Genomic DNA, 24,833 nt, shown 5'->3' with positions numbered 1-24,833 from the left:
GCCGGCCCGTGCCGCCGATCCCCCAGTATCGGCACACTGAGGCGGCTTCCCCACATCGGCGGCGGTGGGGCATGAGCTCACCGCCGTCAGATCGACGATGATCAAGGAGCAAGGGATGCGCAAACGACTGACCACGAGGTTGGGCGCGGCGGGAATCGGCGCACTGGCGCTGGCGCTCGCCGTCGCCGCCTCACCCGCGTACGGCCTGGCGAAGACCGCCGAGCCGGTTCCATCGGCCGGTCTGACCGGCCTGGAGCCGACCGGCGCCGACATGCCCACCGTCGGCGGCAACCTCGGCAATCAGCACTACTCAGGTCTGACGGACATCACGAAGCAGAACCTGAAGGACCTCGCGCCCGCTTGGCGCACGCACCTTTCGGCCGTCGCGCCGGCATCGACCAACGTCGGTCAGCAGACGACGCCGATCGTCGTGGACGGCGTCATCTACCTCGACACGCCGAGCGGCGGCGTCATCGCCGTCGACGGCGTGACGGGGAACGCGATCTGGAAGTGGGACAAGCCCGCCTACGGAACGTCGACCACGCGCCGCGGCGTCTCGGCGGGTGACGGCAAGATCTTCACCCTCGCCGGCGGCAGCCGCGTCGTCGCCCTCGACCAGGCGACGGGCAAAGAAGTCTGGGCGGTGCAGCCGAAGGGAGCGAACGGCGAGGACCTGGGCCGTGTCGGCAAGGTCGCGACCGTGTACAACGACGGGATCGTCTACGCGCACGCGGCCGACGGCGACCGCGGGGCAGTGGTCGCGCTCGACGCGAGCGACGGCCACTACCTCTGGCACTTCTTCGGCGGACCGAAGCGCGGCGAGCTCTTCACCGGGCTCGACGGCGTCACGTTCGACGCGTCGGCCACGTGGGGCCCTGTGCAGGCCGACGGCACCGACTGCGCCGAGGAGGGCGGTGCGACCTCCTGGATGCACGGCGCCGTCGACACCGAGCTCGGCTACTACATCATGACCTTCGGCAACGCGCGCAGCTGCACGTCGTCGCAGAATGCCTCGGGTCGCCCGGGTGACAACCTGTTCTCCGACACACTGGTCGCCGTCGACGCCAAGACCGGCAAGTTCAAGTGGCACTTCCAGTCCATCCACCACGACGTGTGGGACATGGACAACGTCCACCCGCCGACCCTCGCTGACATCGAGGTCGACGGCGAGGAGCGCAAGGTCGCCTTCTACGGCAGCAAGTCAGGCCACCAGTTCGTGATCGACCGCACCAACGGCAAGCCGGTGCTGCCCGTGACCGAGCAGCCGGTCCCGACGGACGCGCGCCAGCACAACACGGCGACCCAGCCTATGCCGCAGACCCGCCTGCTGCCGGACTGCGTGGTGTGGGAGAAGCTCGACGCTGACAACATCCCCGGGAACCCGTGGCGCGGCGTGCCGAACTACAACGGCTATCAGGCGGACGCAGACGGCAACCTCGTGTTCAACCCGGACAGCTATGTCTCGGTCGACGAGCCGTACCTCACGTACCCGGCGGGCTCGTCGGGGCACCGCGAGGGCTGCCTGTACGACCCGCAGTTCGAGGCGCCCATCCTGTCGACGACGAGCCAGAACGGCGGCGGCGACTGGTCGAACAACTCGTACAGCCAGAGCACCAACCTGGTCTACTTCCCGTACGGCACCAACCCGGTCGCGCACTACGACGGTGCCGCGGCGAACGGCCTGCGTGCCATCGGCCAGTACCAGACCGGCGGCATCCTGGCCTACGACGCGTCGACCGGCGAGGTCGTGTGGCGCAACCACCTGGGCACCGACATGTCGCACGGTCAGGGACCCCTGACCACGGCATCCGATCTGCTCTTCGTCGGTCAGATCGACGGTCGCGTGCTGGCGATGGACGCGGCCACAGGCGACGTGCTGTGGCAGTTCCAGACGGGGTCCGGCATCGCGGGTGCTCCGGTCACGTACGAGGTGGACGGCGAGCAGTACGTCGCCGTGATCGCGGCCGGATCTACGAACCCGTACGGCGGGTCGGTGACGCAGGGCGACTCGCTGTGGTCGTTCAAGCTCGGCGGCGGCTACAAGACAGAGTCGGGCAGCCAGGAGGGGCCCGACACGGCGCCCCTGACGATCCGTCGCCCCGTCGGCGGCACGGCCGTCGAGGGATCGACGGTGGGCAACACCGTGCTCCTCGCGCGGAGCAGTCGCACGGCAGACGACGCTGCCTCGCGCGACAGCGTGTCGCAGAACGGCATGCAGCCCACGCACCTGCGGGTTCCCGTCGGCACGACCGTGACGTTCCGCAATCCGGGTGCCGAGACGTTCCCGAACTTCCCCAACCTGAAGGAGCACTGTGCAACGCAGTTCTTCGAGGGGGAGTTCAACGTCAAGCTGAAGCCGGGAGAGACCTACCAGCACACGTTCGACCGTGCCGGTGAGTACTTCTTCAACGACTGCACCGACCCGCGACCGACCGGCAAGATCGAGGTATACCTCACCCCGCAGGACCAGCCGGGCGCGCTGACGTTCACTCCGGGCAAGCTAGAGCTCGGTTCGGGCACCGGACTGTTCACCGGCGTGAACGGCAAGGTCACGGCGCAGTTCGCCCTGCCGGCCGGCTACACCTACGACAGCGGCGCCGTCCTGGTGACGCCTCTCACGAGAACGCTCATCGACGCGTCGAAGGTCACGGCCAACAAGAACAAGGTGATCGTCCAGTTCGACGCCGCCGAGGTCGACAACAACGTGCCGGCGGGTGAAGCGTCCCTCACGGTGAGGGTCAACGTGCTCAACCCGGCTGGTGTCCAGGAGCAGCTCTCCTCGACCGCCACGGTGACCGTCGTCAAGTAGGTCGTCCCGCCCGACGCCGATCCGCCTCCGTCGCTCGCGACGGGGGCGGATCGGTCTGTACGGAGGTGTCCCATTCGGCGAAACTCGGCTTTGCCCGGATCGACCGGCAGACCAGAGTCTCAGGGGCAGCGGTGCGCGTGCGCACGCTCGCCCCGCATCGACAGAGAGGTTGGCAATGCACCCTGACACCATGGCGGTCGCGCCATGAGCGACAAGGAACCCGGGCGCGAGCCCGAGGAGGGCCGGGAGCCCGGGCCCGAGGAGGGTCCCGAGACCGAGCCCGAAGCGGCTGCCGTCGCCGCTCACGAAGAAGGCGTCGGCGAATCCATCTACCCGCCCACGAGAACCTTCTACACCGAGCCCAAGCTCAACCAGGGCGTACCTGCCGACCCCGTCTTCATCCGGATCCTCTCCGGGATCGAGATCACGATCGGTGTCACCCTGTTCGCCCTCATCGTCTTCGGCGTGATGTACCAGGTGCTCGGCCGCTACTTCCCGACGATCAGCTGGGTCGGCGCGGGCGAGCTCGCATTGCTGTCGATGATCGCGCTGACGTTTATCACCACCGGCTACCTCGTGGGGCGCAACGGCCACATCGTGCTCGAGATCTTCGACGAGATGCTCGCCGGAACACGTCTGTTCGTCGCGCTGCGCGTCATCTCCGCGGTGATCATGGTCATCACCAGCATCGCCCTGGCATATGAGGCCTGGGTGAAGATCGACACCGAGTGGGGCCGGCTCAGCGCCGCGATGCACGTGCCTCTCGGCGTGCTGTACATCTTCGCGCTGGTCGGCTTCGTCTCGGCGGCGATCCACTCCTCGTTCAAGATCCCGTACGCGCACCGCCCCGAGCGCAAGCTCGACATCGGCGAGATGGAGGGCTGACCCGCATGGACCTCTGGCTCTACATCCTGCTTTTCGTCGTCTTCCTGCTGCTGCGGGTGCCCGTCGCCTTCGCGATGATCGCGTCCAGCATGCTGTACTTCTACAGCCACGGACTGTCGGCGGGCTACGCGATCTCGTCGATCGTCAACGGCATCAACAGCTTCCCGCTGCTGGCCGTCCCGCTGTTCATCTTCGTCGGCACCATCGCCAACAACCTCGGCATCGCCACGAGGCTCTACGATCTCGCACGGGCCCTGCTCCCCCGTCTTCCGGGCAACCTCGCCTACGTCAACCTCGGCACGGCGATCGGGTTCTCGTGGATCAGCGGCTCCGCCCTTGCGGACGCGGCCTCCACGAGCAAGGTGCAGATCCCGCAGATGCTCAAGGCGGGCTACCCCTACGGCTTCTCGTCGGGCCTCACCGCGGCCGGCTCGCTGATGAGCACGGTCATGCCTCCGAGCATCCCCGCGGTCCTCTTCGCGGCGACCGCCTCGATCTCGACCGGTGCACTGTTCGCGGGATCGATCATCCCCGCCATGCTCATGGCGGTCGGGCTCGCGCTGTACATCTTCATCTGGGTGCGCCGGCATCCTGATGTCGCCCACAGCCGGCCCTTCGACGGCGGGATGCTCGGCAAAGCGGCCGTGCGCGTCATCGGCCCTGCACTGCTGCCCGTCATCATCCTGGGCGGCATCTTCAGCGGTCTCTTCACGGCGACCGAGAGCGCGGGCATCGCGGCTGTCTACATGCTGCTCCTCGGGGTGATCTACCGCACGCTCACCTGGAAGGTGTTCTGGAAGTCGGCCAAGGAGACCGTCGTCATCGCCGGCGGCATCCTCCTGATCCTGGGGGCCTCCAACCTCATGGGCCAGGTGCTCGCCCGCGAGCAGGTGTCGCGCGCGCTCGGTGAGTGGCTCACCGGGTTCACCGACAACCCGGTGGTCTTCCTGCTGATGCTGAACGTGCTGCTCATCCTGCTCGGCATCCCGCTCGAGGCGCCGCCGGTGATCCTCGTGCTCGTGCCGATCCTGATGCCGATCGTCGCGCAGTTCGGCATCGACCCGGTCCAGCTCGGCGTCATCATGATCCTCAACCTGATGATCGGGTCGCTGACGCCACCAGTGGGAGCCGTGCTGTTCGTGGTCGGATCCATCACGCGCAGACCAATGGGAGAGCTCTTCCGAGGCATCCTGCCGTTCCTGATCCCGCTCGGTACGGTGCTCCTGCTGCTCACACTGTTCCCCGTGATCGTCACGTTCCTGCCATCACTGCTCGGTTTGCTGTAGCCCCCGGCTCCGGGGTTCGCGCGGCGTGCCGCGCGAACCCCGGAGGATTTCACCTGCCCCTGAAAGGAGCCCGCCCGTGACGCGGAAGCTCTTCGTGCTGAACGGCTCGAACCTCAACATGCTCGGCCGGCGCGAACCCGAACTGTATGGCACGACGAGTCTTGACGACGTGCGCGCCGATTGCGAGCGCGTGGCCGCCGAACTCGGATTCGAGCTCTTCTTCGCGCAGTCCAATGCCGAGCACCAGCTCGTTGAGTGGGTGCACGAAGCCTTCCGCCAAGGGGCGATCATCGTGATCAACCCTGCCGGCTTCAGCTTCAACTCCGTGCCGCTGCTGGACGCGCTCCACATGCTGTCGACGCCCGTCATCGAGGTGCACATCACGAACATCCACGCTCGCGATGCCCTCCACCAGAACTCGATCATCTCCCACGTCGCACGCGTGGTGATCGCCGGCGCCGGCGTGTACGGCTATGAACTGGCGCTCCGCGCCGCAGACCGGCTCACGGCCGACCAGGAGTAGCCCGTGTCCGCGCCGACCGTCACGCTGAACTCAGGTCACCAGATGCCCGCGATCGGGCTCGGCACGTGGCCTTTGCGCGGCGCGGATGCCGAACGCGCCGTCGAATCGGGCATCGGCGTCGGCTATCGGCTCATCGACACCGCGGCGAAATACGCGAACGAGGATGCCGTGGGCCGCGGCATCCGCTCGTCCGGCGTCCCCCGCGAGGAGCTGTTCGTCACCACGAAGCTCCGCGGCTCGGCCATGGTGGCCGATGCGACGCGCGAGGCCCTCGAGCGCAGCCTCGCCGCACTGGGCACCGACTACGTCGATCTGTACCTCATCCACTGGCCCCTCCCCTGGCTCGGGAAGGCCTCGGCGGCGTTCCTCGAGATGGCCGCACTCGCCGAGGAGGGGCTCATCCGCTCGATCGGCGTCTCGAACTTCCAGGCACAGCACATCGAGCGACTCACCGCCGAGACCGGCCTCACCCCCGCCGTCGACCAGTTCGAATGCGACCCGAAGATCCAGCGCCACGCCCTCAGGGCCGTTCTGGCCGAGAAGGGCGTCGCCGCCCAGTCCTGGAGTCCGCTCGGGCGCGGCGGCCCGCTGCTGTCGGATCCGGTCGTGCTGCGCGCTGCCGAGGCGACCTCGTCGACGCCGGGCCAGATCGTCCTGCGCTGGCACCGGGCGCAGGGAATCGTGCCGGTCGCGAAGTCGGCGAGCGCGGCTCGTCAGCGCGAGAATCTCGACGCGATCGGGATGCCGCCGCTGCCTGCCGAGATCCTTGCAGAGCTGGACGGCCTCGATCCGGACGACGAGGGAGAGCGCGGCATCCGCGATTCCGACACCTACGAAGAGCTCTGACGACACGCGGCGGCCTCAGCCTCGTGCGATCGCGTCTGCCGCCTCGAACCCGAACACGAGCGCCTTCGTGAGCGCCGTGCCCGTCATGTACGACGCGCCGTGGAATCCGCCGACGACCTCGCCGGCGGCGTAGAGGCCCTCGATTCGGCTCCCGTCCACGCGCCGCACGGAGGTGTCGGGCCCGACGCTGAGACCGCCGTACGTCGAGGTCATCGCCGTCACCGCGGGATACGCGTAGAAGGGGCCTGTCATCAGGGGCGTGAGGGCCCCGATCCCGTTCACGAGCCCCGTGCGGATCGGCTCGTGTTCGCCCCGGCCGGCGGCCATCTCGTTGTATCGCCTTACCGTGCCCTCGAGCGCCTCCGAAGAGAGCCCGATCCGCTGCGCGAGCTCGGCGATGGTCGGCGCGCTCACCAAGTGTCCGAGTTCCTCGATGCGGTCCATGTCCGACAGCGGCACCCCGGGCCTGGAGACCGCGCGCACGCGGGCGTCGAAGATCTGGAAGGCCATGCGGCCGGGCTGATTCAGCACTGCCGACCCGAGGATCTTGTACGACTCCGACTCGTCCGTGAAGCGCTCGCCCACGGAGTTCACCATGATCGCGCCGAGATAGTTCGCCGTCAGCAGCTCGTGCTCGTCGTCACTCGTGTCGGCGTGCTGGCCGTACGTGCCCGAGACGTGGCCGATGTCGGCGAGGCCGGCTCCCAGCATCCATGCCATGCGCAGTCCGTCCCCGGTGTTGCCGACACCGCCGTACGGCATCGCGTCCGCCTGATCGGGGACGAACAGGTCGAGCAGCTCGCGCGAGCGGGAGAACCCGCCCGTGGTGAGGATCACGCCGCCCTCCGCCGTGAGCAGGTCGCCTCCGGAACGGATGCCGCTGACACGCGTTCCCTCCAGGACGATGCCGTCGGCCGGCGAGCCGGTGAAGATCCGGGCTCCCGCACGGACGGCCGCGCGTTCGAGATGGTCGAGCAGCTGGCGGATGCGGACCAGGTGCGCCCGGGGGATCGTCATGCCGGCGCTGACCTTGAGCTCGTCCGTCCACGCGTTCGCGCGGTCGATGGCCGCGATCGCGGACGCCTGCTGGGCCACGAGCGCCGCAAGCAGCTTCTCGTCGGCGAATCCGGCGCCGGTCCGGATCATGTCGGCGAGGAAGACGGCATCGGAGTCGTCGATGCCTCCCCGCCGCTGCAGGGCAGTGCCGGACAACGCGAACCATCCGCCGCTCATCGCCGAGCTCCCGCCGAGCCGCTCGCGCTTCTCGATGAGGGCGACCGTCCGGCCGCTCTCGGCGAGGCGGCTGGCCGCGGCAATCCCGGCGAGCCCTCCTCCGACGACGATCGCATCGAAGCGGCTGCCGCGACCTCGCGTCGCCACAGGCTCTGGACTGTCCGCGGGCGCCACTACGACTCCGCCGATCCTTGGCCATCGGCGCGGAACCTCGCCACATCGACGGTCCGTCCGGTACGCGCGGCGAGCGCGGCAGCCTCGACGAGCGCCAGCGTCCGCGAGGCGTCCTCGGCCGACACCAGGGGCTGTGCGGCGCCGCGTGCGACCTCGATGAAGTGATCGAGTTGGGCGTGGAACGAGCCGCGGGGCGCGACGGGCAGGTACGTGCGCGACAGAGGCGAGTGCCAGTTCGCCGGCACCGCGCGATCGTAGGCGTACTTGGCCAGATTGGGCACCGACAGCGCCGCGTCCGTGCCGACGAGGCGGTAGGCGACCCCGTCGGGAACGAAGGGGAACGCGAGGGTCTCCTCCGTGGCCTGGTCCCAGCCCCACGGCGAGACTCCGGCGTCGGAGGCGAGGAAGCTGCCGACGACGCCGCTCTCGAACCGGAGGTTCAGGGTGATGGTGTCCTCGACCTCGAGGCCACGAGCGTGCGAGCTCTGCATCGCCTGAACCTCGGCGACCTCGCCGCACAGGTGCCGAAGCAGGTCCAGGTCGTGCACCACGTTGATGAGGGTCACCCCGGCGCCCTTGCGGCTGTGCCACGGGATGTCGGTGAAGTACTCGTCCTCCTTACGGGCCGACCACAGTCCGCTGACGGCGACCAGCTGCCCGAGCTCGCCGCCTTCGATCGCGGCGCGCGCACGGGCGACGGCCGGGTGGTGGCGCCGGTGATGCCCGACGAGCAGGCGCCCCTCCAGACGCGCGACGGCATCGACGAGCCGACGGGACTCGGCGTAGTCCACGGCGACCGGCTTCTCGAGGAGCACTGCGACCCCGGCTTCCAGGCACTCGACCGCCGTATCGACGTGCAGCGCGTTCGGATTCGCGATGATGACCGCGTCCAGATCTCCGGCGCGGAGCATGTCGGAGGTCGTCGCGTACCAAGGGCAGTCGAAGGAATCGGCCGTCGCGACAGGATCGGCGACGGCCGCGAGCTCCGCTCCCGGCGCAGCCTGGATGAAGTCGATGTGCTGGTGTCCCATGAATCCGGCTCCGACCATGCCGATTCGCACGGGTGGGAAGGCAGATGCGGTCACCGGGGCCTCCTTGCTTGTGCTCGCGCGACGAGCGTAATTGACGCTGCCGCGAGGCGCGGGAGTCGTCCCATTCAGCGGGGAACCACACGTGCGCGGTGGACAGCGGCCTCATGTTCCACTCGACGGGACACCGCTTTGCGGTCCGATCGAAGTCGGTCAGAGTCGGCACTGCCACCGAGTCGTGTCGGGGCAGTGCGGTCGATGAGGATCTCGCCTGGGGCGAGGATGCGTCGCCCGGATGCCGCGCCAGGACCATCAACGTCACGTCGTAACCTGCACGAAGACGTGCGCAGAACAAGAGGAGAGTCCCATGAGCACAGCCAGCTCGATGCGCCGCGGCCTGATCGCCGCGTCTGCGCTCGCAGCAACCGCTCTCGTCGTCGCCGGCTGCGCCGGCGGAGGCACCCCCGAGGGCAGCAACACCGAGACCGCGGCAGCGAACGAACCCGTCACGCTCACTGTCGCGACCAGCCAGAACGAGGAGACTCCGAACTACTACTGCGGAGTCGAGCTCCTGAAGGACCGGCTCGAGGGCGCCGACGTCGGCTTCACCGTCGAGCTCTACCCGGCGAGCCAGCTCGGCCCCGACGCGGACCGGTTCCCGCTCGTGCAGGCCGGCGACATCGACATCGATCTCCAGGGAGCATCGGCGCTCAGCTCGACGTTCGAGCCGATCGGCGTCGTGGACGCGGCCTATGCCTTCGACGACGTCGACCACGCGTTCCAGTGGATCGACGAAGGCTCGGAGGACCTGTTCACGTCCTTCCACGACGCGACGGGTGTGGGCATCGTCGACGGCTGGTTCTTCGGCAACCGCACGTTCACCACGAAGGATGTCGAGGTCGAGAGCCCCGACGACCTCGAGGGCGTGCCGATCCGGTTCCCGAACTCGCCGCAGTTCCTCGCCAACGCGGCGGCGCTCGGCGTGACCAACCCGGTCTCGGTCGCCGTCGAAGAGGTCTACTCCGCGCTCCAGCAGGGGATCGCCGTCGGGCAGGAGAACCCGATCGTCGCGACGCACTCGTCCAGCTACGACGAGGTGCTCAACACGGTCATCCTGAACAACCACAACGTCGGCATCCACTGGATCCTCGTGAGCGACAAGACCTACGACAAGATGAGCGACGAGCAGGCCGAGCTGCTCGAGAAGACCATCCACGAGATCCGCCCCGAGAACCGCGAGTGCGTGGAGGAGGCGACCGAGGAGATCCTCGACGAGTACCGTGCGGACGACAACTTCACGGTGATCGAGACCGAGGACATCGACATGGACGCCTTCATCAGCCAGGCAGAGGACTACTTCAAGGACCACTACACCGGCGAGAACCTCGACGCCTACGAGGCCATCCGCGAGTCGGCGGGCTGATCTTCAGTAGCCGGCGGAGGGGTGGGTGCGCATGCGCACCCACCCCTCTTCTTCTGCCTGCGCAAGGGCAGCGGGTCCTGGTCCGAAGGGCAGCGGGGTGGGAGCCACGGTTCCTCGAAGCGGCGACGGGTGGGCGGCGAGGGTGCGGTCGGAGGTCAGCTGTCCGACGCCATCAGGCGGCGGCTCAGCGTCGCCGCGGCAGCGCGCACGGCGGGAGCCACGCGGTCGGGCACCAGGCCGCCCACCGTGCCGGCGACGGAGATGGCCGCCGTGGGCAGCCCGCCGTGGCCGAGGATCGCGCTGGCGATACAGGTCAGCTCGAGCGCGCACTCCTCGCGTTCGACAGCGAAGCCCAGCGCACGGATGTCGACAAGCTGGCGCAGCAGCGTCGGCGGTTCGGTGATGGTGTGAGCTGTTCGCCTCTGGAGGCCGCACGAGGTCGCGCGCACGACCGCGTCGTGCGGCGAGTACGCCAGCATGGCCTTGCCGAGCGCCGTCGCGTGCGCGGGAAGGCGCCCGCCGATCCGGACCGGCGGACGGAACGCGGGCTCGCCGCGCATGACCGCCACGACCACGACATCGGACTCGTCGAGCACCGCCAGGTGGACGGTCTGGTGGGTCACGTCCCGAAGCTCTTTCATCACCGGGAGCGCGCGTTGGCGCAGGCGGCGCGGCAACTCCACCGTCTGTCCGAGCTCGAACAGCCGCACCCCGAGGTACAGCAGGTCGCCATCGCGGTCAAGGAAGCGCTGGGCGACGAGGTCGGTGGCGATGCGCGACACCGTGGACTTCGGCAGGTTCGCCCGGCGCGCCAGCTCAGAGACGCCGAGCCCTTCGTCCTGCTCGCCGAACGCGTCGAAGACGGCCGTCACCCGATCGAGGACGCTGACGGAATCGGTCCAGTTCGCGGTGCGCATCGCTACGCCGCTGCGAGCCGCCGGGTGACGCTGGCACCCGCAGCCCGCACCAACGGTGCGACACGCTCGGGGTCCATCGCGCCGCTGGGCCCGGCGATCGAGATCGCGCCCAGCACGACCCTGTCGCTCGACAGCACCGGCGTCGCGACGGCAAGGATTCCCGGGTAGGAGGCTCCGACGTCCGTCGCCACCACGGCGGACCGCACCCGCGCCAGCTCCTCGCGGAAGTGGTCGGCGTCGTCGGCGACGAGCAACGCGCTGATGCGATTCACGACGGAGGTGTCGGCGCAGAACGCGAGATAGGCCTTGCCGCTGGCCGTCGTCAGCGCGGGCGTGCGAAGACCGGCGCGGGCGGGAAGCATCGGGAGGCGCCCGGCCACGGCGGCGATGGACACCATGTCGGTGCCCTGCTGGACCCACAGGCCCACGCGCTCGCCGGTGGCATCGCAGAGGCTACGGATGACGGGTGCGGCCGCATTCACCAGCCGGCGAGGGACGCTCGCCCGTGTGCCCAGCTCGAAGAGCCTGAGACCGAGAGAGATACCCTCATCGGTACGCTCCAGATACCGCTGGCCGGTGAGGTCGGCGACCAGTCGCGAGACAGTGGATTTCGGGAGCTCGGTACGGGCCGCTATGTCGGTGATCGTCGTCGCTCCGTCCGCCTCCTTGACGGCATCCAGCACCGCGATGATGCGGTCGAGCACCGACACCGGCCTGTCGGCCGAACCGTGCGGCGTGTTCCATTCGGCGAGACTCATCGTCGAGCACCCCCTCTCAGCAGGTTGAATCGACCTCGATTCAACCTCTTTCGAACGTACTAGTTAGTACGGACCTATGCAACGCTATCCACGGATGATGCGACACCGGTGTCGGCGCCGCAGGAAGGGTGCCATGCGCACGTCGATCGCCACGGTCTGCCTCAGCGGGACCCTCGACGAGAAGCTCGCCGCGGCAAGCCTCGCGGGCTTCGACGGGGTGGAGATCTTCGAGCCCGACCTCGTCGCCTCGCCGCACTCCCCCGAGCAGATCCGAGGGCGCGCCAAGGAACTCGGCCTGACCCTGGACCTGTACCAGCCCTTCCGCGATTTCGAGGGAGTGGGACCTGAGCTGCTCGAGCAGAACCTGCGCCGCGCCGAGGCGAAGTTCGCGCTGATGAACCGTCTGGGCATCGACACGATGCTGCTGTGCAGCAACGTCGCGACCGCGCGCAGCGGCGACGAGCAGCTCGCTGCCGCGCAGCTGTGCCAGCTGGGCGACGCCGCCGAGCGATACGGCGTCCGGGTCGCATATGAGGCGCTCGCCTGGGGCCGCTTCGTCGACAGCTACGAGGCGGCGGCCCGCATCGTGCGACTCGCGGACCATCCCCGCATCGGCATCTGTCTCGACAGCTTCCACATCCTCTCCAAGGGCCACAGTCCTGAAGCGATCGAGACCATCGCAGCCGACAAGATCTTCTTCGTCCAGATGGCCGACGCACCGCTGCTCTCCCTCGACGTGCTCTCCTGGAGCCGGCACCATCGGCTCTTCCCCGGGGAGGGCGGCTTCCAGCTCGGGGAGTTCATGGCGCATCTCGTCCGCACCGGCTACGACGGCCCCGTCTCGCTCGAGATCTTCAACGACACCTTCCGTCAGTCCGATCCGGTCGCCACGGCGATCGATGCCCGTCGGTCTTTGCGATGGCTCGAGCACGAGACCGCGATGTCGCTCGGCGACCGCGGCGGCGGCCGCGCCGCGCGCATGTCGACCCGCAGGCTTCCCGAGGTGGCGCAGCCCGCCGATGTCAACTACGTCGAACTGCGCACCGCCGCCCTGCCCGCCCTGCGCCAGCTGCTCTCGCAGCTCGGCTTCCACTCCCACGGACGGCACCGCACGAAGAACGTCGAGCTCTGGTCTCAGGGTGACGCCCGCATCGTGCTGGGCGCGCCCGACCGCCAGTCTCGTCAGCCGACGGTCGCGGGAATCGGCCTCTCTGTCGCCGACCCCGCACCGGCGCTCCGGCGGGCCGAGGATCTCTTCGCGCCCGAGGTGCCGCGCGAGCAGGGCGCAGGTGAGGAGACCCTGGTCGGCGTCCGAGCTCCGGATGGCTCCGAGGTGTTCTTCGGCGCAGCAGGCGGAACCGAGCCGGGCTGGGTGAGCGAGTTCGGCACTGCGGACGACGCAGCTGGGCCGGATCTCATCGAGCGCGTCGACCACATCAACCTGGCGCAGCCCTGGCAGCACTTCGACGCCGCGGTGCTCTTCTTGCGCTCGGTCCTCGACCTGCACGCCGAGGCCTCCACAGAGGTCGCCGCGCCGGTCGGGCTCGTGCGCAGCCAGGTCCTCCACAGCGCCGACGGCGTGGTGCGAGTCGCACTCAACCTGGTTCCCTCAGGAGCCGCCGACGACGCGATCCTGCCACAGCACATCGCGTTCGCGGCATCCGATGTTCTCTCACTCGCCCGCGCGGCTCGCGAGCGCGGATTCACGCCTCTCGACATCCCGGCGAACTACTACGACGACATCGGGGCGCGCTACCAGATCGAGACCGCGCTCCTCGACGAGCTGCGGGAGCTGAATGTCATGTACGACCACGACGAATCCGGAGAGTTCTTGCATTTCTACACAGGGCCCATCGGCACGGTGTTCCTTGAAGTGGTGGAGCGCCGTGACGGATACTCGGGCTACGGCGCTCTGAACGCGCCGATCCGCCTGGCGGCGCAGTACCAGCACCGTCGCGCCGCTCAGGTGGTGCCGGAATGATCCGGCACGTGGCGGTCTTCCGGTTCGTGCCCGAGTTCACGAGCGAGCAGCGCGAGCACTGGATGCGGTTGCTGCGCCGGCTTCCCGAGCAGATCCCCGAACTGCGCGGCCTCAGCGTGGGCACCGATGTACTCGGCGGCCCGGCGTCACACGAGATGGCGATCGTCGCCGACTTCGACGACCTCGAGGGGCTCGACGCCTACAACCGGCATCCGGCGCACCAAGAGGTACTCAGGATCTCGGGGCCGGTGAAGGCGTCGCTCGCGACCGTCGACTTCGAGATACCGGGAGAATCATGACGGACCCGCATCGCGACCCTCGGTCCACGTCGGAGCCGGACGTCCGCCGCTATCTCGTCGGCCTGATCGGCGACGGCATCGGCGCCTCGCTCACGCCCCCGATGCACGAGGCGGAGGCGCTCGAGCTCGGCCTGGACTACGAGTACCGCATCTTCGACCTGATCGAGCTCGGCCGGCCGGCGACGGACGTCGGAGCGATCCTGGCCGAGGCCCGGTCGGCGGGCTTCGCCGCCATGAACATCACCCACCCCTGCAAGCAACTGGTGCTCGAGATCGTCGACGAGCTGGACACGGATGCCGCGCGGCTGGGAGCGGTCAATCTCGTGGTGTTCGACGGCGACCGCCTGCTGGGGTACAACACGGACTGGATGGGTTTCCGAGACGGACTGGTGGCCGGTCTGCCCGGCGCATCGCTCGACCACGTCGTGCAGATCGGCTGCGGCGGCGCAGGCGCAGCGACGGCGTACGCGCTCCTCTCCCAGGGCGCTGAGCATCTCGGCCTGTCGGACTCCGACTCCGTTCGCGCGGAGGAGCTGGCCGCGCGCATGCGGCGGCACTTCCCGGGCCAGACAGTGCACACCATCGAACCCGACGAGCTGGCCGACGCCATCGCGGGCGCGACCGGCGTGGTCCACGCCACGCCGATGGGCATGCTCCATCACCCGGGCGTCGCCTTCGATCTCGACCTGCTGCGGCCCGGAACCTGGGTGTCGGACGTGGTCTATCGCCCTCTCGAGACCGAACTCATCAACCAGGCGGCTGAGCGGGGCCACCCGGTGCTTGACGGCGGTCGGATGGCCGTGGGCCAGGCGTGGGCCAGCCTCCGTATCATCACCGGCATCGAGCCGGATCGCGAACGGATGCAACACAGTTTCCGCGAGCTCATCGCGGCGGAGGAGCGGCATGCTGCATCCGAAGGGAATCCTCGATGAGCGATCGGGTGCGCGAGGCGCAGGACGGGGCGGCCACCGAGCGGGCGGTGCGGACGCGCAGCGACATCATCGCGGTGGCCACCGCGGAATTCGCCGCGAACGGCTTCGCGGGGGCGCGAGTGGATGCGATCGCCGCCAGTACGCGGACGACCAAGCGGATGATCTACTACTACTTCGGCTCGAAGGAAGGTCTGTACCTGGCGGTCCTGGAGCGGGTCTACGCCCAGATCCGCCGGGTGGAGAGCGACATCCGGATCGAGGAGCTGTCTCCGGACGAGGCCCTGCGCACCATCGCCGAAGCCACGTACGTCCATCACACGACGCACCAGGCGTTCATACAGCTCGTGAGCATCGAGAACATCCATCGTGCTGAGCACCTGCGGCGGTCCGAGACCATCCTGCGCGAGAACGTGACCGCGATCACCCTGCTGGAGCAAGTCATCGAGCGCGGCGTGCGCTCCGGCGTCTTCCGCGACGATGTCGACGCGGTCGACGTGCACATGATGATCAGCGCGTACGCGTGCTTCCATGTCGCCAACCGGCACACGTTCGCCGCCATCTTCGACCGGGACATGCTGGCTCCCAGCCTGCAGGATTCGCACCGCCGGCTCATCGGGGACATGATCCTCGCCACGATGACGACTCGCCCGGCCGCCTGACCCTGGTGCCGCCGCGACTCAGCGCAGAGGAGACCGCATCGTCGCCAGGCGAAGTCCGAGCGCGGTGGCCGCCGCGCGGAGGGGTTGCTCCAAGAGTCCGGGATCGACGTCGTCCGCGTGCCCCGACACCGACACGGCGGCCGCCACGGAGTCGGCAGGCCCGCGGACGGGAACGGCTGCGCACGACACGTCGGGCGCGAATTCCCTCACTTCCGCCGCGAGTTCGCCGCGGCGGATGTCGGCCAGCTGACGGCGGAGAGCGGGGCGGTCTGTGATCGTGCGCGGCGTCCACGCCTCGAGTTCCCCCGCAAGCACTTGGTCCACGTCCGTGGGCGTGGCCAGGGCGAGAGACGCCTTCCCGAGTGCGGTGGCGTGCATCGGCAGCCGACCGCCGGTCCGCACGCGGGACGGCGTCGTCGATCGGCCCCGCATCACGGCGATGCAGACCATCTCGTGGCCGTCACGGATGGCCAGGTGCACGTTCTGGCCGGTCTTGTTGCGCAGATCTGCCATGACCGGCAGAGCCGCCGTTCTGAGCTCCCGCGGCTGCTGTGCGAGCTGACCGAGCTCGAAGAGCCGCAGACCCAGGTGGATGTGCTTGCCGTCCCGTTCCAGGTACCGCTGGCGCACGAGCGTGCCCACGAGGCGCGAGACCGTCGATTTGGGCAGACCGGCGCGCAGCGCGAGCTCCGAGATCCCCATGCCGCCGTCGTCCTGGTCGAATGCCTCGAGGATGCGGGTCATGCGGTCGAGCACGCCGAGTGCGTCGCCGTCTGCGTCGCTCATCTCAGGCCACCTGCAGCGCCAACCGGTTGGTGAGGGCGAGTGCCGCGTGACGGACGAGCGGCGCCATCCGGTTCGGATCCATGTCGGTGACCGGCCCCGCGACCGAGATCGCGGCCACGGGGATCCGATCCGGCGACAGCACGGGGCTCGCGACGCCGACCACGCCTGGAAAGGTCTCGCACCTGTCGATCGCGACCCACTCCGTGCGGACCGACACGAGCTCCTTCTCGAACGTGAGGCGGCTGCGCAGGTCGAGTCCGGTGACCACGCTGCCGAACGCCAGCTCGTCGTGGGTGAAGGCCAGCACCGCTTTGCCGAGGGCGGTCGTGATCGATGGCACGCGGACCCCCGCATGGGATGGCGCCGGTCTCAGTCGACCGCGGACCGAGACCACAGAGAGCATCTCGCTGCCCTCCTGGACGGCGACGTTGAGGTGCTCGCCGGTCGCGTTGAAGAGCTCGGCCAACACCGGGAGAGCGGCCAGGCTGAGCCGGCGCGGTGTGCTGGCGCGCGCGCCGAGTTCGAACAGGCGCAGACCGATCACCACGCCCTCGGCCGTGCGGGTCAGGTAGCGCTGCCGGACGAGGTCTCCGACGAGACGCGACACCGTGGACTTGGGGATGCCGGTGGCCAGCGCGAGTTGCGTGATCGTCGTCGATCCGTGTGATTCGCGGACTGTTTCGAGGATGGCGAGGATCCGGTCGAGCACGGAAACCGGCTCTTGCCTGGGGGCGGATCTCATGTGTGCAGTATCTGTCGGGTGAGAGGAGGCGGCAAGCGAACGGGGCTTCGCCGCGGGAATGGTTCCACTCAATGGGACGGGGCGCCCTCGCGGGCCACCGCCACCGGAGCGGGGCGAGGGCCCGGACCCGCCGTGTCGACGAGCCCGGGCCTCGGCCGTGAGAGTCCGTGGACTCTTACGCCGGCGTCAGACCGTGCAGAACGACTTGATGCCCATCGCGCTCTCGATGCCCGACACCACGTGCTCCTTGAAGAACGCGTCGCCGTCACCGGGGAGGGTGCCCTGCCAGGCCGCGTTGTCGTGACCGAGGGTCGTCAGCCATGCGCGGCCGCCGTCGTAGTACTGGCACCAGCTCACGGGGTGGTTCTCACCGTGGCCCGCAGGTGTGGCCTCGCTCGTGGCCTTGTCGACCTCGAGCAGCACGTTGACGAAGCTCGGGTACGGAATGAGGTTGTACCACTCGTCCTTGAAGGCCCACGTCTTGGGCATGCCCGTGGTCGAGACATCGCGGTTGTTGATCGTCTCGACGGTTCCATCGCGGTTCGGGCCGTGGTTGTAGAAGTTCGCCCCGCCGAGCAGCCCCTCGTAGTACTGCCAGCTGTACTCCGCGCCGAACGCGTTGTGGATGCCCACGAATCCGCCGCCGCCGCGGATGTACTGCATGAGCGTGGTCTGCGCGGTGTCATCGAGCGTGTCGCGGTTGGAGCTGAGGAAGATGACGGCCTGGTAGTTGTTCAGCCGGAACTGCGAGAGGTCCTCGGTGTAATCGGCCTTGATGCCGCGCTCAGCCGCCCACTGAACGAGGGTCGCCTGGGCGACGTTGTTGGCGTTGAGAGGCGGGTTGAGGCCGGGCCCGAGGGCGGTGCCGAGGTGCGCGTGACGCGGGCCGGCGGTGCGGCTCCAGATGAGGATCTTCTTCTCCTCGCCTTCCGTCCAGCCGTTGCCCCACTCGTGGTAGCACGACGGGTCGGTTCCACGGCAGACGCCGTAGTCCTTGATCTCGTCGAGGTAGATCTGGCTGGCGGTCGCCGGCTGTCCGCCGAGGCCGTTCCCGTTGCCCTTCTCGGTGTTCAGCGCCGTTCCGCCGACCACCAAGCCGGCCCCGAGAGCCGCTGCGGCCACGAGGGTGATTCCGGAGCGTATGAGCGATTTCATGTGATCTCCTTTGATCGTGCGTGCTGTCTCCCCTTGATGCGTCACACGCGCTGGTCCGGGGGCTGGTGGCAATCTAGGCGGCGGCGAGCAATCCAGGCAAAGTCCGTTCCACCCAGTAAGCCGGGGCGCGATCCGACGTCGACCCGCTCAATGGATCGCCGGTGGAGCCGCGTCGGGATGGCGTGAACGATCGCCGTCCGGCATGGCCCCGGCAGAGCCCGTTGCACGTGATCGGGTCCGTCCGACCGGCACGGAGTAGTCGCACGTGCGGGCACTGTCCGCCGACGGGCGGGTGGCGTGCACGGCCAACGTCGCACCCGGATTTCGCGACACGAATGCCGGCTGAGCCCCGGCCATCGGCGCCGATCGCAGATCGCCTGCGCGAGGCACGCCGAGACACTCGACGAGTTCACTGGTCGTGAGCATCGGCTCGAGGCCGGGCGAGCACTTCGCTGCGAGACGAGCGCGAACCCGAGATTCTTCTGTAGCAGGAGCGGGGCTTGAACCCGCGACCTCACGATTATGAGTCGTGCGCTCTCACCAACTGAGCTACCCTGCCATACGCATCCAACGGTCACGAAATGGATGCTGCGAGCCCCGAGTCAGGATTGAACTGACGACCCCTTCCTTACCATGGAAGTGCTCTGCCACTGAGCTATCGGGGCGTGCTGCCTGCAAGCAGGCAACTAGAAGAGGATACCAGAGGCGTGGCATCCTTCCGAACCACTCAACCCACCGTGTGGGTCCCGTCGGTGTACTTCTGAAGCCACGGCCACGGGTCGATGGCGGTGGTGCCGTTGTCGAGGATCTCGAAGTGCGTGTGGGCGCCGTACGAGCGGCCCGTGTTGCCGGTGCGGCCGATGACGGTGCCGACGGTGACGTGCTGGCCGGGGCTGACCTGCAGCGAGCCGTACTGCATGTGCGCGTAGTGGCTCGAGACCAACTGCCCGTCGACGATGTGGTCGATGATGACATGCACGCCGTAGGCGCCGCCGGCCTCCGAGGCGACGCGGACGGTGCCGTCGGCGATCGCCTGCACGGGAGCGCCGTTGCCGGGCGTGAAGTCGATGCCTTCGTGCATGCGGCCGGAGCGCATGCCGAACCCGTACGACATCGTCACACCGACCGCGAAGGGCCACTGGACGTTCGAGTTCGGGTTGTTGTGGAAGAGGTTCGAGAAGTTCTTGATCCCCGCCTCCGACGCGAGCTGCGCCGTGGTGGTCGTCGCGTAGTTCTCGGTGCGCTGGAGGGTGTCGCTCTGCGCGTCGCCAGGAGCGACATACGCCTGGATCTCGGCCTCATCCATGAGCGGCGCCGAGTCGTCGCCGACGGCGAGCACCGACAGCGAGGCCTCCGTGCCGTTGACCGCGGCTACCGCTTCGGCCGGGGTCGTCATGCCGACGGCCATCAGACCGACGATGCCGAAGACACCGACCGAGAACGACGCGGTGGCGACGCGCTTGAAGGCTGAACCACGACGGGCCTGCGCACGGCGGGGCGCCGCGTGCGGCGTCGCCTCTGCCTCAGGCGCCGCCTCGGGCGCGGCCTGCTGGACAGGGGTCTCGCCGGTGAAGGCGAACAGGCGGGATGCGGCTTCGAACTCGTCGACTCCGGATGCTGCGGGCGCGGGGATCGGGCCGGTCAGGGGCTCGACGCGCTCGGTGCGGGGCCGCTCGGCAGGCTTCGGGGTGGGTGCCGGCGACTCGGTGGGCGCTGCCGTCGGCTGCGGTGCGGCCGCCTCGACCGCGGGCGCGGTCGTGGCCACCGTCTCAGCGGCTTCGGCGGCGAGAAGCCCATCGAAAGAGTCGGCCTTCCACGTGGATGCGCCCTCGGTCGGCGTCGCACTCGACACGGGCGCCGGAACGGCGGTGGTGGAGGAGGCCGGCGACTCGGCGATCGCGACGGGCTCCAGAAGCTCGAACGGCTCTGCGGGAGCGAGAACGGTGTCGAGCAACGGTGCCGGCTCTTCGCGTGTCGGCAGTCCGGCCTCGAACGCCGCAGCAGGGCGCTCGGGCTCGGCGGGAGCGACGGGGGCGATCGGCGGCACGACGGTCACAGGCTGCTCGGCGGTCTGGGAGCGACGCGAGCGTCGGCTCACCTGCTCGGCAACGGGCGCGGCGGCGGCAGCCGACGAACGGAGACGGGCGCGCGGCGCGACGGGCTCGATGACGGGGCCGGACGTAGCCGGAAGCTCGACCGACGACGGCGCCAGGGCCACGGGCTCGACCGGCGTCGCTACGGGAGCCGGAGCCACCGGGACGGAAAGGACCGGAGTTGCCGGAGCCGCGACCTCAGTGGACGACGCGACGTACGACGTCGCCTCGGGCTTCACCGAAGCGGTGGCGGCAGCATCCGTTCGCTTCGACTCGATCGGACGACCCCACACGACCGCGGGACGCTCCGCAGCGGTGCTGGCCGCCTGCCGCCGCGCGGTCGCACGGCCTGCCCCGGATGCCTCCGGCGTCGCCTGGGCGGGCGCTGCGGAGGGTCGACTGGAGCGGCGTGTGGGCGCAGATCCGGCCTGGGGGGCGTCGAAAGGCAAAGCGGAAGCAGGCTCTCAGGTCGTGCCGCGAGGGGGGTGTTCGCGACAAGGCGGTCTTCGGGCAAAAGGACCCCTCCGCCGTTCGGGTGGCGAAGGTAACGATCGGGTAAACACTACCCCGGGCGTCCTGGGAATGCCATGTGCGGCTCGGATTTCATGGGGCGCGTTTGGTGAGGATTCGATGAGAACCGCGTCTTCACGCGAGTCCCGCGGCCGCCGCCAGGCGGTCGAAGATCGCCGGAGTCGCGGCCACGATGAGGGGGGCGCGCGGACCGCCGTCGGGCTCCGCCCGGCCGAATCGGCCACCCGCCTCCGTCACGAGCAGCGACCCCGCCGCGAGGTCCCACGGGGCGAGCCCGCGTTCGAAGTACCCGTCCAGGCGCCCGGCGGCCACGAACGCCAGATCGCTGGCGGCCGATCCTCCACGACGCAGGTCGCGCGCGGGCACGGCGGGCATGACGCGGCCGATGAGCTCGATGTCTGCGGGCCGGGTCGCGGGGTCGTAGCCGAACCCGGTCGCGAGGAGGGCGCCCGCTCCCCCGACCTCCGGGTTGACGGCGAGCCGGTTCACCCCCAGCCACGCTCCCTCGCCGCGGGCGGCGTGGAACATCTCGCCGAGCACCGGGGTGTAGACGACGCCGGCGAGCGCCTCCCACGCCTCGGGCGTCGGCTCACCCTGCACGGCGGCGATGCTCACGGCGTACGAAGGGATGCCGTAGGCGTAGTTCACGGTGCCGTCGATAGGGTCGACGACCCACGTGACGCCGGTCGTGCCACGGTCGCCGCCGGTCTCCTCACCGAGGAAGCCGTCCTCGGGGCGCGCAGCCCTCAGCCGGGCGCGGATCAGCGCCTCGACCTCGCGGTCGGCCTCCGTGACGATGTCGGCGAGCGCGGTCTTGGTCGCCGCGATCGCGACGCCCGCTTCACGGCGGGTCCGCGCGAGCTCCCCGGCTTCGCGGGCGATGTCGATGGCAAGGGATTCGAGGTCGTGCTCGAGGCTCATGCCTCCACGGTAACGAAGCGGCGCGCTGCTCGAGCGGACGCCTGGGTAGCGTGGAGCCCATGGTCGCTGCCGCCCGGTCCCCCCGCTTCGACGTCGCCATCGTCGGCGGCGGTCACAACGCCCTCGTCGCCGCCGCGTATCTGGCCCGAGCCGGACGCTCGGTCGTGGTCCTCGAGCGGCTCGACCACGTCGGCGGAGCCGCGGTGTCGGAGCGGCCGTGGGCGGGCGTCGACGCACGGCTCTCGCGCTACTCCTATCTCGTGAGCCTGCTGCCGCAGAGCATCGTCGACGACCTCGGGCTCGACATCCGTCTCCTCCGACGCCGCTACTCCTCGTACACGCCCGATCCGGCGGCTCCGTCGAGGGGCGTCCTGATCGACACCGCGGATGCCGCGGCAACCGCCGCGTCGTTCGCCCGCGTCACGGGGAGCACCGGCGAGGCGACGCGCTTCGGCGACTTCGCCGACCGGATCGAGCCGATCGCGCGACTCCTCTTCCCCTCGATGACGCAGCCGCTGCGTCGCGAAGGAGAGGTGCGGGCGGAGCTCGGCGATGACCGGCTCTGGTCCGACCTCTTCGAGCGCCCCCTGGGCGACGTGCTCCGGTCGTCGTTCGACACCGACATCGCCCGCGGCATCGCGCTCACCGACGGCGTCATCGGCACCTTCGCCTCCTCCGACGACGAGAGCCTCCGCCAGAACCGCTGCTTCCTCTACCACGTGATCGGCGGCGGGACCGGGCACTGGGACGTGCCCGTCGGCGGCATGGGCCGTGTGACGGCCGAGCTGTCGCGCGCCGCGACCGAGGCCGGCGCCGAGCTGCGCATCGAGACCGAGGTGACCGCCGTGACGCCGGACGGCGAGATCGCGCTCGCCCGCGGTGGCGTCGTGCACGCGCAGCTGGTGCTCAGCGGCGTCGGCCCGGCGGTGCTCTCGCGACTGCTCGCGGCCGGCGGCGCAGATGCCCCTCTCGCCGATGCGCCGACGCCCGAGGGCGCGCAGCTGAAGGTCAACATGCTGCTGAAGCGGCTCCCCCGTCTCCGCGACGCGCACGTCTCCCCCGAGGCAGCGTTCGCCGGCACCTTCCACGTCAACGAGACCATGACCCAGCTCGACGACGCGTACCGGGCGGCGGCGGGCGGCAGCATCCCTGATCCCCTCCCGGCCGAGATCTACTGCCACTCCCTCACCGACCCGACCATCCTCGGTCCCGAGCTGCGCGCATCGGGCGCGCACACCCTGACGCTCTTCGGCCTCCAGGTGCCGCACCGCCTCGTGGACGGACGGGACACGGATGCTGCGCGCGCGGCGCTCCTCGACGCGGCCCAGCGCTCGCTGGACGCGGTGCTGGCCGAGCCCATCGCCGACTGCCTCTACGAGGCTCCCGACGGCACGCTGTGCGTCGAGGCGCGGACCACGGCCGACCTGGAGCGCTCGCTCGGCATGGTGGGCGGCGACATCTTCCACGGGCCGCTCTCGTGGCCGTGGGCGGGCGACGATGAGCCGCTCGACACGCCCGCCGAGCGCTGGGGCGTGGCGACGCAGCATCCGACCGTGCTGATGTGCGGTTCCGGGGCGCGCCGTGGCGGCGCCGTCAGCGGCCTCGGCGGCCATAACGCCGCCATGGCCGCGCTGGAGCTGCTCGCGCGCTGACCTGCCATGCCGTGGTCGGGTGCGCAGCGTGTGAACGCGCTCCGACAGGTCAACCGCGGCTCCACCGCAGGGAGTCGGCTCGAACTCTCCTGCAGAACCCCGGTTGACCTGTCGAGCGAGAAGGAGTCGGATGCTGCGACCCGCAGCGGGTCCGGCGCTCAGGGGCGCGGCGGCAGCGGCGGGGGCGGCGGGTAGCCCTCGTACCCCGGCGCCGTCGCCGGCGACTGCGGGGCGGCGGGCTCGGCGAGCGCGGGAGCCTGCGGGCCAGGCAGCTGCGCGGACGGAGCCGGCTCGATCCGCGTGAAGACGTGCGCGCCCGGCGACGGGTACCCCGTGTAATACGCGTTCCAGTCGGGCGAGCCGTCAGGCAGCATCGGCAACGGCGTGGCGCCGTCGACGTACGTCGGCCACGGGAGGAGCTCCTGCGGGGCCGGAGCGCCGCCCGGCGCGGTGATGGCGGCGGGGGCGACCGGTGCGGCGAGGGCCGGGTAAGCGACGGGGGCGCGGGGCTTCTTCGGCGCGAGCAGCACGTTCACGAGCGGCAGCAGCGCCGTGCCGACCGCCGCCAGGATCGCGACGGCGACCACGATGCGCCAGTAGAGGTCGGCGAGGATGAGCCACTCGCCGAACGCCAGCGGAATGATCAGCAGGGCCGCGAGGCCGACCACGAGTGCGATCGTGATGACCGCGACGGTGCGGGTGAAGGGCGTGTCGTGACGCTGGAGCGCCTTCATGTAGAGGCGCACATGCAGCAGGACGAGCTGCAGGATCAGCACGATCAGCAGGAACTGGACGAACTTCGAGAATCCGATCCAGTAGTAGCGCTCCGGCATCCAGATCATGACGGCGCCGAGCAGGAGTGCGATGATCCACGACGCCATGCTCGCGAGTGCGAACCAGGCCGGACGCTGCGGCGCGAGGTGGGCGTCGAGGATGGCGACCCCGGCGAACGCGACGAGCAGGAGGATCGTCAGGAACGCCCGTCCGATGAGGCCGTCCTGCCCTCCGATGAGCACCCAGACGACGCAGACGAGCGCCGCGGCGATGAGGGCGCCGATCGCGACCCAGATGGCGATCCGCAGCAACGGCGAGGGCGAGGCATCCGTCCGCCCTTCTTCCCCTCTCGGAGCGGGCGTCGCATACGGGTCGGGCGCGGTCATGGCGTTCCTCTCGTGGCGGGGCGGAGTGCCTGCACCGCCC

The 24,833-nt window shown here is 69.5% G+C and carries 21 protein-coding genes and 2 tRNA genes; 11 read left to right on the top strand and 12 right to left on the bottom strand.

All coding sequences use genetic code 11. The annotated features are described in order from the left end of the window. Nucleotides 1-115 precede the first annotated feature (115 nt). From ASF40_RS11030 to ASF40_RS11010, 5 genes are all read left to right on the top strand, one after another. Nucleotides 116-2,809, top strand: coding sequence for an outer membrane protein assembly factor BamB family protein (locus tag ASF40_RS11030; protein ID WP_056368997.1), 2,694 nt, complete (start codon nt 116-118; stop codon nt 2,807-2,809). Nucleotides 2,810-3,013: 204 nt separating this feature from the next. After that, the gene (locus ASF40_RS11025; protein ID WP_056368995.1) at nt 3,014-3,694 is read left to right on the top strand and encodes a TRAP transporter small permease; all 681 of its coding nucleotides are present in this window, start codon (nt 3,014-3,016) and stop codon (nt 3,692-3,694) included. 5 nt (nt 3,695-3,699) lie between these two features. Continuing rightward, entirely contained in the window at nt 3,700-4,980 is a 1,281-nt protein-coding gene (locus ASF40_RS11020; RefSeq protein ID WP_056368993.1) for a TRAP transporter large permease, read from the top strand. A gap of 76 nt (nt 4,981-5,056) precedes the next feature. Further along, a complete protein-coding gene (locus ASF40_RS11015; protein WP_056368992.1) occupies nt 5,057-5,503 on the top strand; it encodes a type II 3-dehydroquinate dehydratase in 447 nt (148 codons plus the stop codon). Between the two features lie 3 nt (nt 5,504-5,506). Further along, on the top strand, nt 5,507-6,349 hold the full coding sequence (locus ASF40_RS11010; RefSeq protein WP_200919477.1) for an aldo/keto reductase: 843 nt from the start codon (nt 5,507-5,509) through the stop codon (nt 6,347-6,349). A 15-nt stretch (nt 6,350-6,364) separates the two neighbouring features. Here the strand turns inward: ASF40_RS11010 and ASF40_RS11005 are convergent, their stop codons facing one another. Continuing rightward, the gene (locus tag ASF40_RS11005; RefSeq protein ID WP_056369879.1) at nt 6,365-7,729 is read right to left on the bottom strand and encodes an FAD-dependent oxidoreductase; all 1,365 of its coding nucleotides are present in this window, start codon (nt 7,727-7,729) and stop codon (nt 6,365-6,367) included. Nucleotides 7,730-7,755: 26 nt separating this feature from the next. Then, nucleotides 7,756-8,841, bottom strand: coding sequence for a Gfo/Idh/MocA family oxidoreductase (locus tag ASF40_RS11000; RefSeq protein WP_056368990.1), 1,086 nt, complete (start codon nt 8,839-8,841; stop codon nt 7,756-7,758). A gap of 310 nt (nt 8,842-9,151) precedes the next feature. Between ASF40_RS11000 and dctP the strand changes: the two genes are divergently transcribed. Further along, the gene (gene dctP / locus ASF40_RS10995; protein ID WP_056368988.1) at nt 9,152-10,207 is read left to right on the top strand and encodes a TRAP transporter substrate-binding protein DctP; all 1,056 of its coding nucleotides are present in this window, start codon (nt 9,152-9,154) and stop codon (nt 10,205-10,207) included. Nucleotides 10,208-10,362: 155 nt separating this feature from the next. Here the strand turns inward: dctP and ASF40_RS10990 are convergent, their stop codons facing one another. Continuing rightward, nucleotides 10,363-11,124, bottom strand: a complete 762-nt coding sequence (locus ASF40_RS10990; protein ID WP_056368985.1) for an IclR family transcriptional regulator — start codon at nt 11,122-11,124, stop codon at nt 10,363-10,365. A 2-nt stretch (nt 11,125-11,126) separates the two neighbouring features. Then, nucleotides 11,127-11,882 (bottom strand): IclR family transcriptional regulator, encoded by a 756-nt coding sequence (locus ASF40_RS10985; protein ID WP_056368983.1) that lies wholly within the window; start codon nt 11,880-11,882, stop codon nt 11,127-11,129. Nucleotides 11,883-12,015: 133 nt separating this feature from the next. On the opposite strand from ASF40_RS10985, the gene ASF40_RS10980 reads away from it, so the two are divergent. From ASF40_RS10980 to ASF40_RS10965, 4 genes are read left to right on the top strand one after another with little or no spacing between them, the layout of a single operon-like run. Then, nucleotides 12,016-13,863, top strand: a complete 1,848-nt coding sequence (locus tag ASF40_RS10980) for a bifunctional sugar phosphate isomerase/epimerase/4-hydroxyphenylpyruvate dioxygenase family protein (protein WP_056368982.1) — start codon at nt 12,016-12,018, stop codon at nt 13,861-13,863. Between the two features lie 8 nt (nt 13,864-13,871). Beyond that, complete coding sequence (locus ASF40_RS10975) at nt 13,872-14,162, top strand: Dabb family protein (RefSeq protein ID WP_056368979.1); 291 nt, start codon at nt 13,872-13,874, stop codon at nt 14,160-14,162. Continuing rightward, nucleotides 14,159-15,094 carry a shikimate dehydrogenase gene (locus tag ASF40_RS10970; protein ID WP_056368977.1) on the top strand — a complete coding sequence of 312 codons (936 nt, stop codon included), beginning with the start codon at nt 14,159-14,161 and terminating at the stop codon, nt 15,092-15,094. The genes ASF40_RS10975 and ASF40_RS10970 overlap by 4 nt, the downstream gene beginning before the upstream one ends. Next, entirely contained in the window at nt 15,091-15,753 is a 663-nt protein-coding gene (locus tag ASF40_RS10965; protein WP_056368976.1) for a TetR/AcrR family transcriptional regulator, read from the top strand. Before ASF40_RS10970 ends, ASF40_RS10965 begins: the two co-directional genes overlap by 4 nt. Before the next feature lie 18 nt (nt 15,754-15,771). Here ASF40_RS10965 and ASF40_RS10960 read toward each other — a convergent pair whose 3' ends face one another. From ASF40_RS10960 to ASF40_RS10930, 7 genes are all read right to left on the bottom strand, one after another. After that, complete coding sequence (locus ASF40_RS10960; RefSeq protein WP_056368974.1) at nt 15,772-16,539, bottom strand: IclR family transcriptional regulator; 768 nt, start codon at nt 16,537-16,539, stop codon at nt 15,772-15,774. A gap of 1 nt (nt 16,540) precedes the next feature. Further along, nucleotides 16,541-17,281 (bottom strand): IclR family transcriptional regulator, encoded by a 741-nt coding sequence (locus tag ASF40_RS10955; protein WP_082497003.1) that lies wholly within the window; start codon nt 17,279-17,281, stop codon nt 16,541-16,543. Between the two features lie 186 nt (nt 17,282-17,467). Beyond that, nucleotides 17,468-18,436 carry a ThuA domain-containing protein gene (locus tag ASF40_RS10950; protein ID WP_056368970.1) on the bottom strand — a complete coding sequence of 323 codons (969 nt, stop codon included), beginning with the start codon at nt 18,434-18,436 and terminating at the stop codon, nt 17,468-17,470. 485 nt (nt 18,437-18,921) lie between these two features. Continuing rightward, nucleotides 18,922-18,995, bottom strand: a tRNA-Met gene (locus ASF40_RS10945). 34 nt (nt 18,996-19,029) lie between these two features. Next, nucleotides 19,030-19,101: transfer RNA gene (locus tag ASF40_RS10940), tRNA-Thr, on the bottom strand. Nucleotides 19,102-19,163: 62 nt separating this feature from the next. Beyond that, complete coding sequence (locus ASF40_RS10935) at nt 19,164-20,978, bottom strand: peptidoglycan DD-metalloendopeptidase family protein (protein ID WP_235560209.1); 1,815 nt, start codon at nt 20,976-20,978, stop codon at nt 19,164-19,166. A 196-nt stretch (nt 20,979-21,174) separates the two neighbouring features. Continuing rightward, nucleotides 21,175-21,981: an inositol monophosphatase family protein gene (locus ASF40_RS10930; protein WP_056368968.1), complete on the bottom strand. Its 807-nt coding sequence runs from the start codon at nt 21,979-21,981 to the stop codon at nt 21,175-21,177. A 59-nt stretch (nt 21,982-22,040) separates the two neighbouring features. Between ASF40_RS10930 and ASF40_RS10925 the strand changes: the two genes are divergently transcribed. After that, nucleotides 22,041-23,633 carry a phytoene desaturase family protein gene (locus ASF40_RS10925; RefSeq protein ID WP_056368966.1) on the top strand — a complete coding sequence of 531 codons (1,593 nt, stop codon included), beginning with the start codon at nt 22,041-22,043 and terminating at the stop codon, nt 23,631-23,633. A 158-nt stretch (nt 23,634-23,791) separates the two neighbouring features. Here ASF40_RS10925 and ASF40_RS10920 read toward each other — a convergent pair whose 3' ends face one another. Then, on the bottom strand, nt 23,792-24,793 hold the full coding sequence (locus tag ASF40_RS10920; RefSeq protein WP_056368965.1) for a hypothetical protein: 1,002 nt from the start codon (nt 24,791-24,793) through the stop codon (nt 23,792-23,794). Nucleotides 24,794-24,833: the final 40 nt, after the last annotated feature.

Source organism: Microbacterium sp. Leaf288, from assembly GCF_001422925.1.
Classification (GTDB): Bacteria; Actinomycetota; Actinomycetes; order Actinomycetales; family Microbacteriaceae; genus Microbacterium.
The sequence above is the reverse complement of the archived record's forward strand: the minus strand, read 5'-3'. Positions and strand labels throughout refer to the sequence as shown.

Excerpts from the sequence above, each read along its gene's own strand:
- ASF40_RS10920 (WP_056368965.1), bottom strand. The coding sequence starts at position 24,793 with ATGACCGCGCCCGACCCGTATGCGACGCCCGCTCCGAGAGGGGAAGAA.
- dctP (WP_056368988.1), top strand. The coding sequence starts at position 9,152 with ATGAGCACAGCCAGCTCGATGCGCCGCGGCCTGATCGCCGCGTCTGCG.
- ASF40_RS11030 (WP_056368997.1), top strand. The coding sequence starts at position 116 with ATGCGCAAACGACTGACCACGAGGTTGGGCGCGGCGGGAATCGGCGCA.
- ASF40_RS10970 (WP_056368977.1), top strand. The coding sequence starts at position 14,159 with ATGACGGACCCGCATCGCGACCCTCGGTCCACGTCGGAGCCGGACGTC.
- ASF40_RS10950 (WP_056368970.1), bottom strand. The coding sequence starts at position 18,436 with ATGAAATCGCTCATACGCTCCGGAATCACCCTCGTGGCCGCAGCGGCT.
- ASF40_RS10930 (WP_056368968.1), bottom strand. The coding sequence starts at position 21,981 with ATGAGCCTCGAGCACGACCTCGAATCCCTTGCCATCGACATCGCCCGC.
- ASF40_RS10980 (WP_056368982.1), top strand. The coding sequence starts at position 12,016 with ATGCGCACGTCGATCGCCACGGTCTGCCTCAGCGGGACCCTCGACGAG.
- ASF40_RS10965 (WP_056368976.1), top strand. The coding sequence starts at position 15,091 with ATGAGCGATCGGGTGCGCGAGGCGCAGGACGGGGCGGCCACCGAGCGG.
- ASF40_RS10955 (WP_082497003.1), bottom strand. The coding sequence starts at position 17,281 with ATGAGATCCGCCCCCAGGCAAGAGCCGGTTTCCGTGCTCGACCGGATC.
- ASF40_RS10960 (WP_056368974.1), bottom strand. The coding sequence starts at position 16,539 with ATGAGCGACGCAGACGGCGACGCACTCGGCGTGCTCGACCGCATGACC.
- ASF40_RS11025 (WP_056368995.1), top strand. The coding sequence starts at position 3,014 with ATGAGCGACAAGGAACCCGGGCGCGAGCCCGAGGAGGGCCGGGAGCCC.
- ASF40_RS10985 (WP_056368983.1), bottom strand. The coding sequence starts at position 11,882 with ATGAGTCTCGCCGAATGGAACACGCCGCACGGTTCGGCCGACAGGCCG.
- ASF40_RS10990 (WP_056368985.1), bottom strand. The coding sequence starts at position 11,124 with ATGCGCACCGCGAACTGGACCGATTCCGTCAGCGTCCTCGATCGGGTG.
- ASF40_RS11020 (WP_056368993.1), top strand. The coding sequence starts at position 3,700 with ATGGACCTCTGGCTCTACATCCTGCTTTTCGTCGTCTTCCTGCTGCTG.
- ASF40_RS10925 (WP_056368966.1), top strand. The coding sequence starts at position 22,041 with ATGGTCGCTGCCGCCCGGTCCCCCCGCTTCGACGTCGCCATCGTCGGC.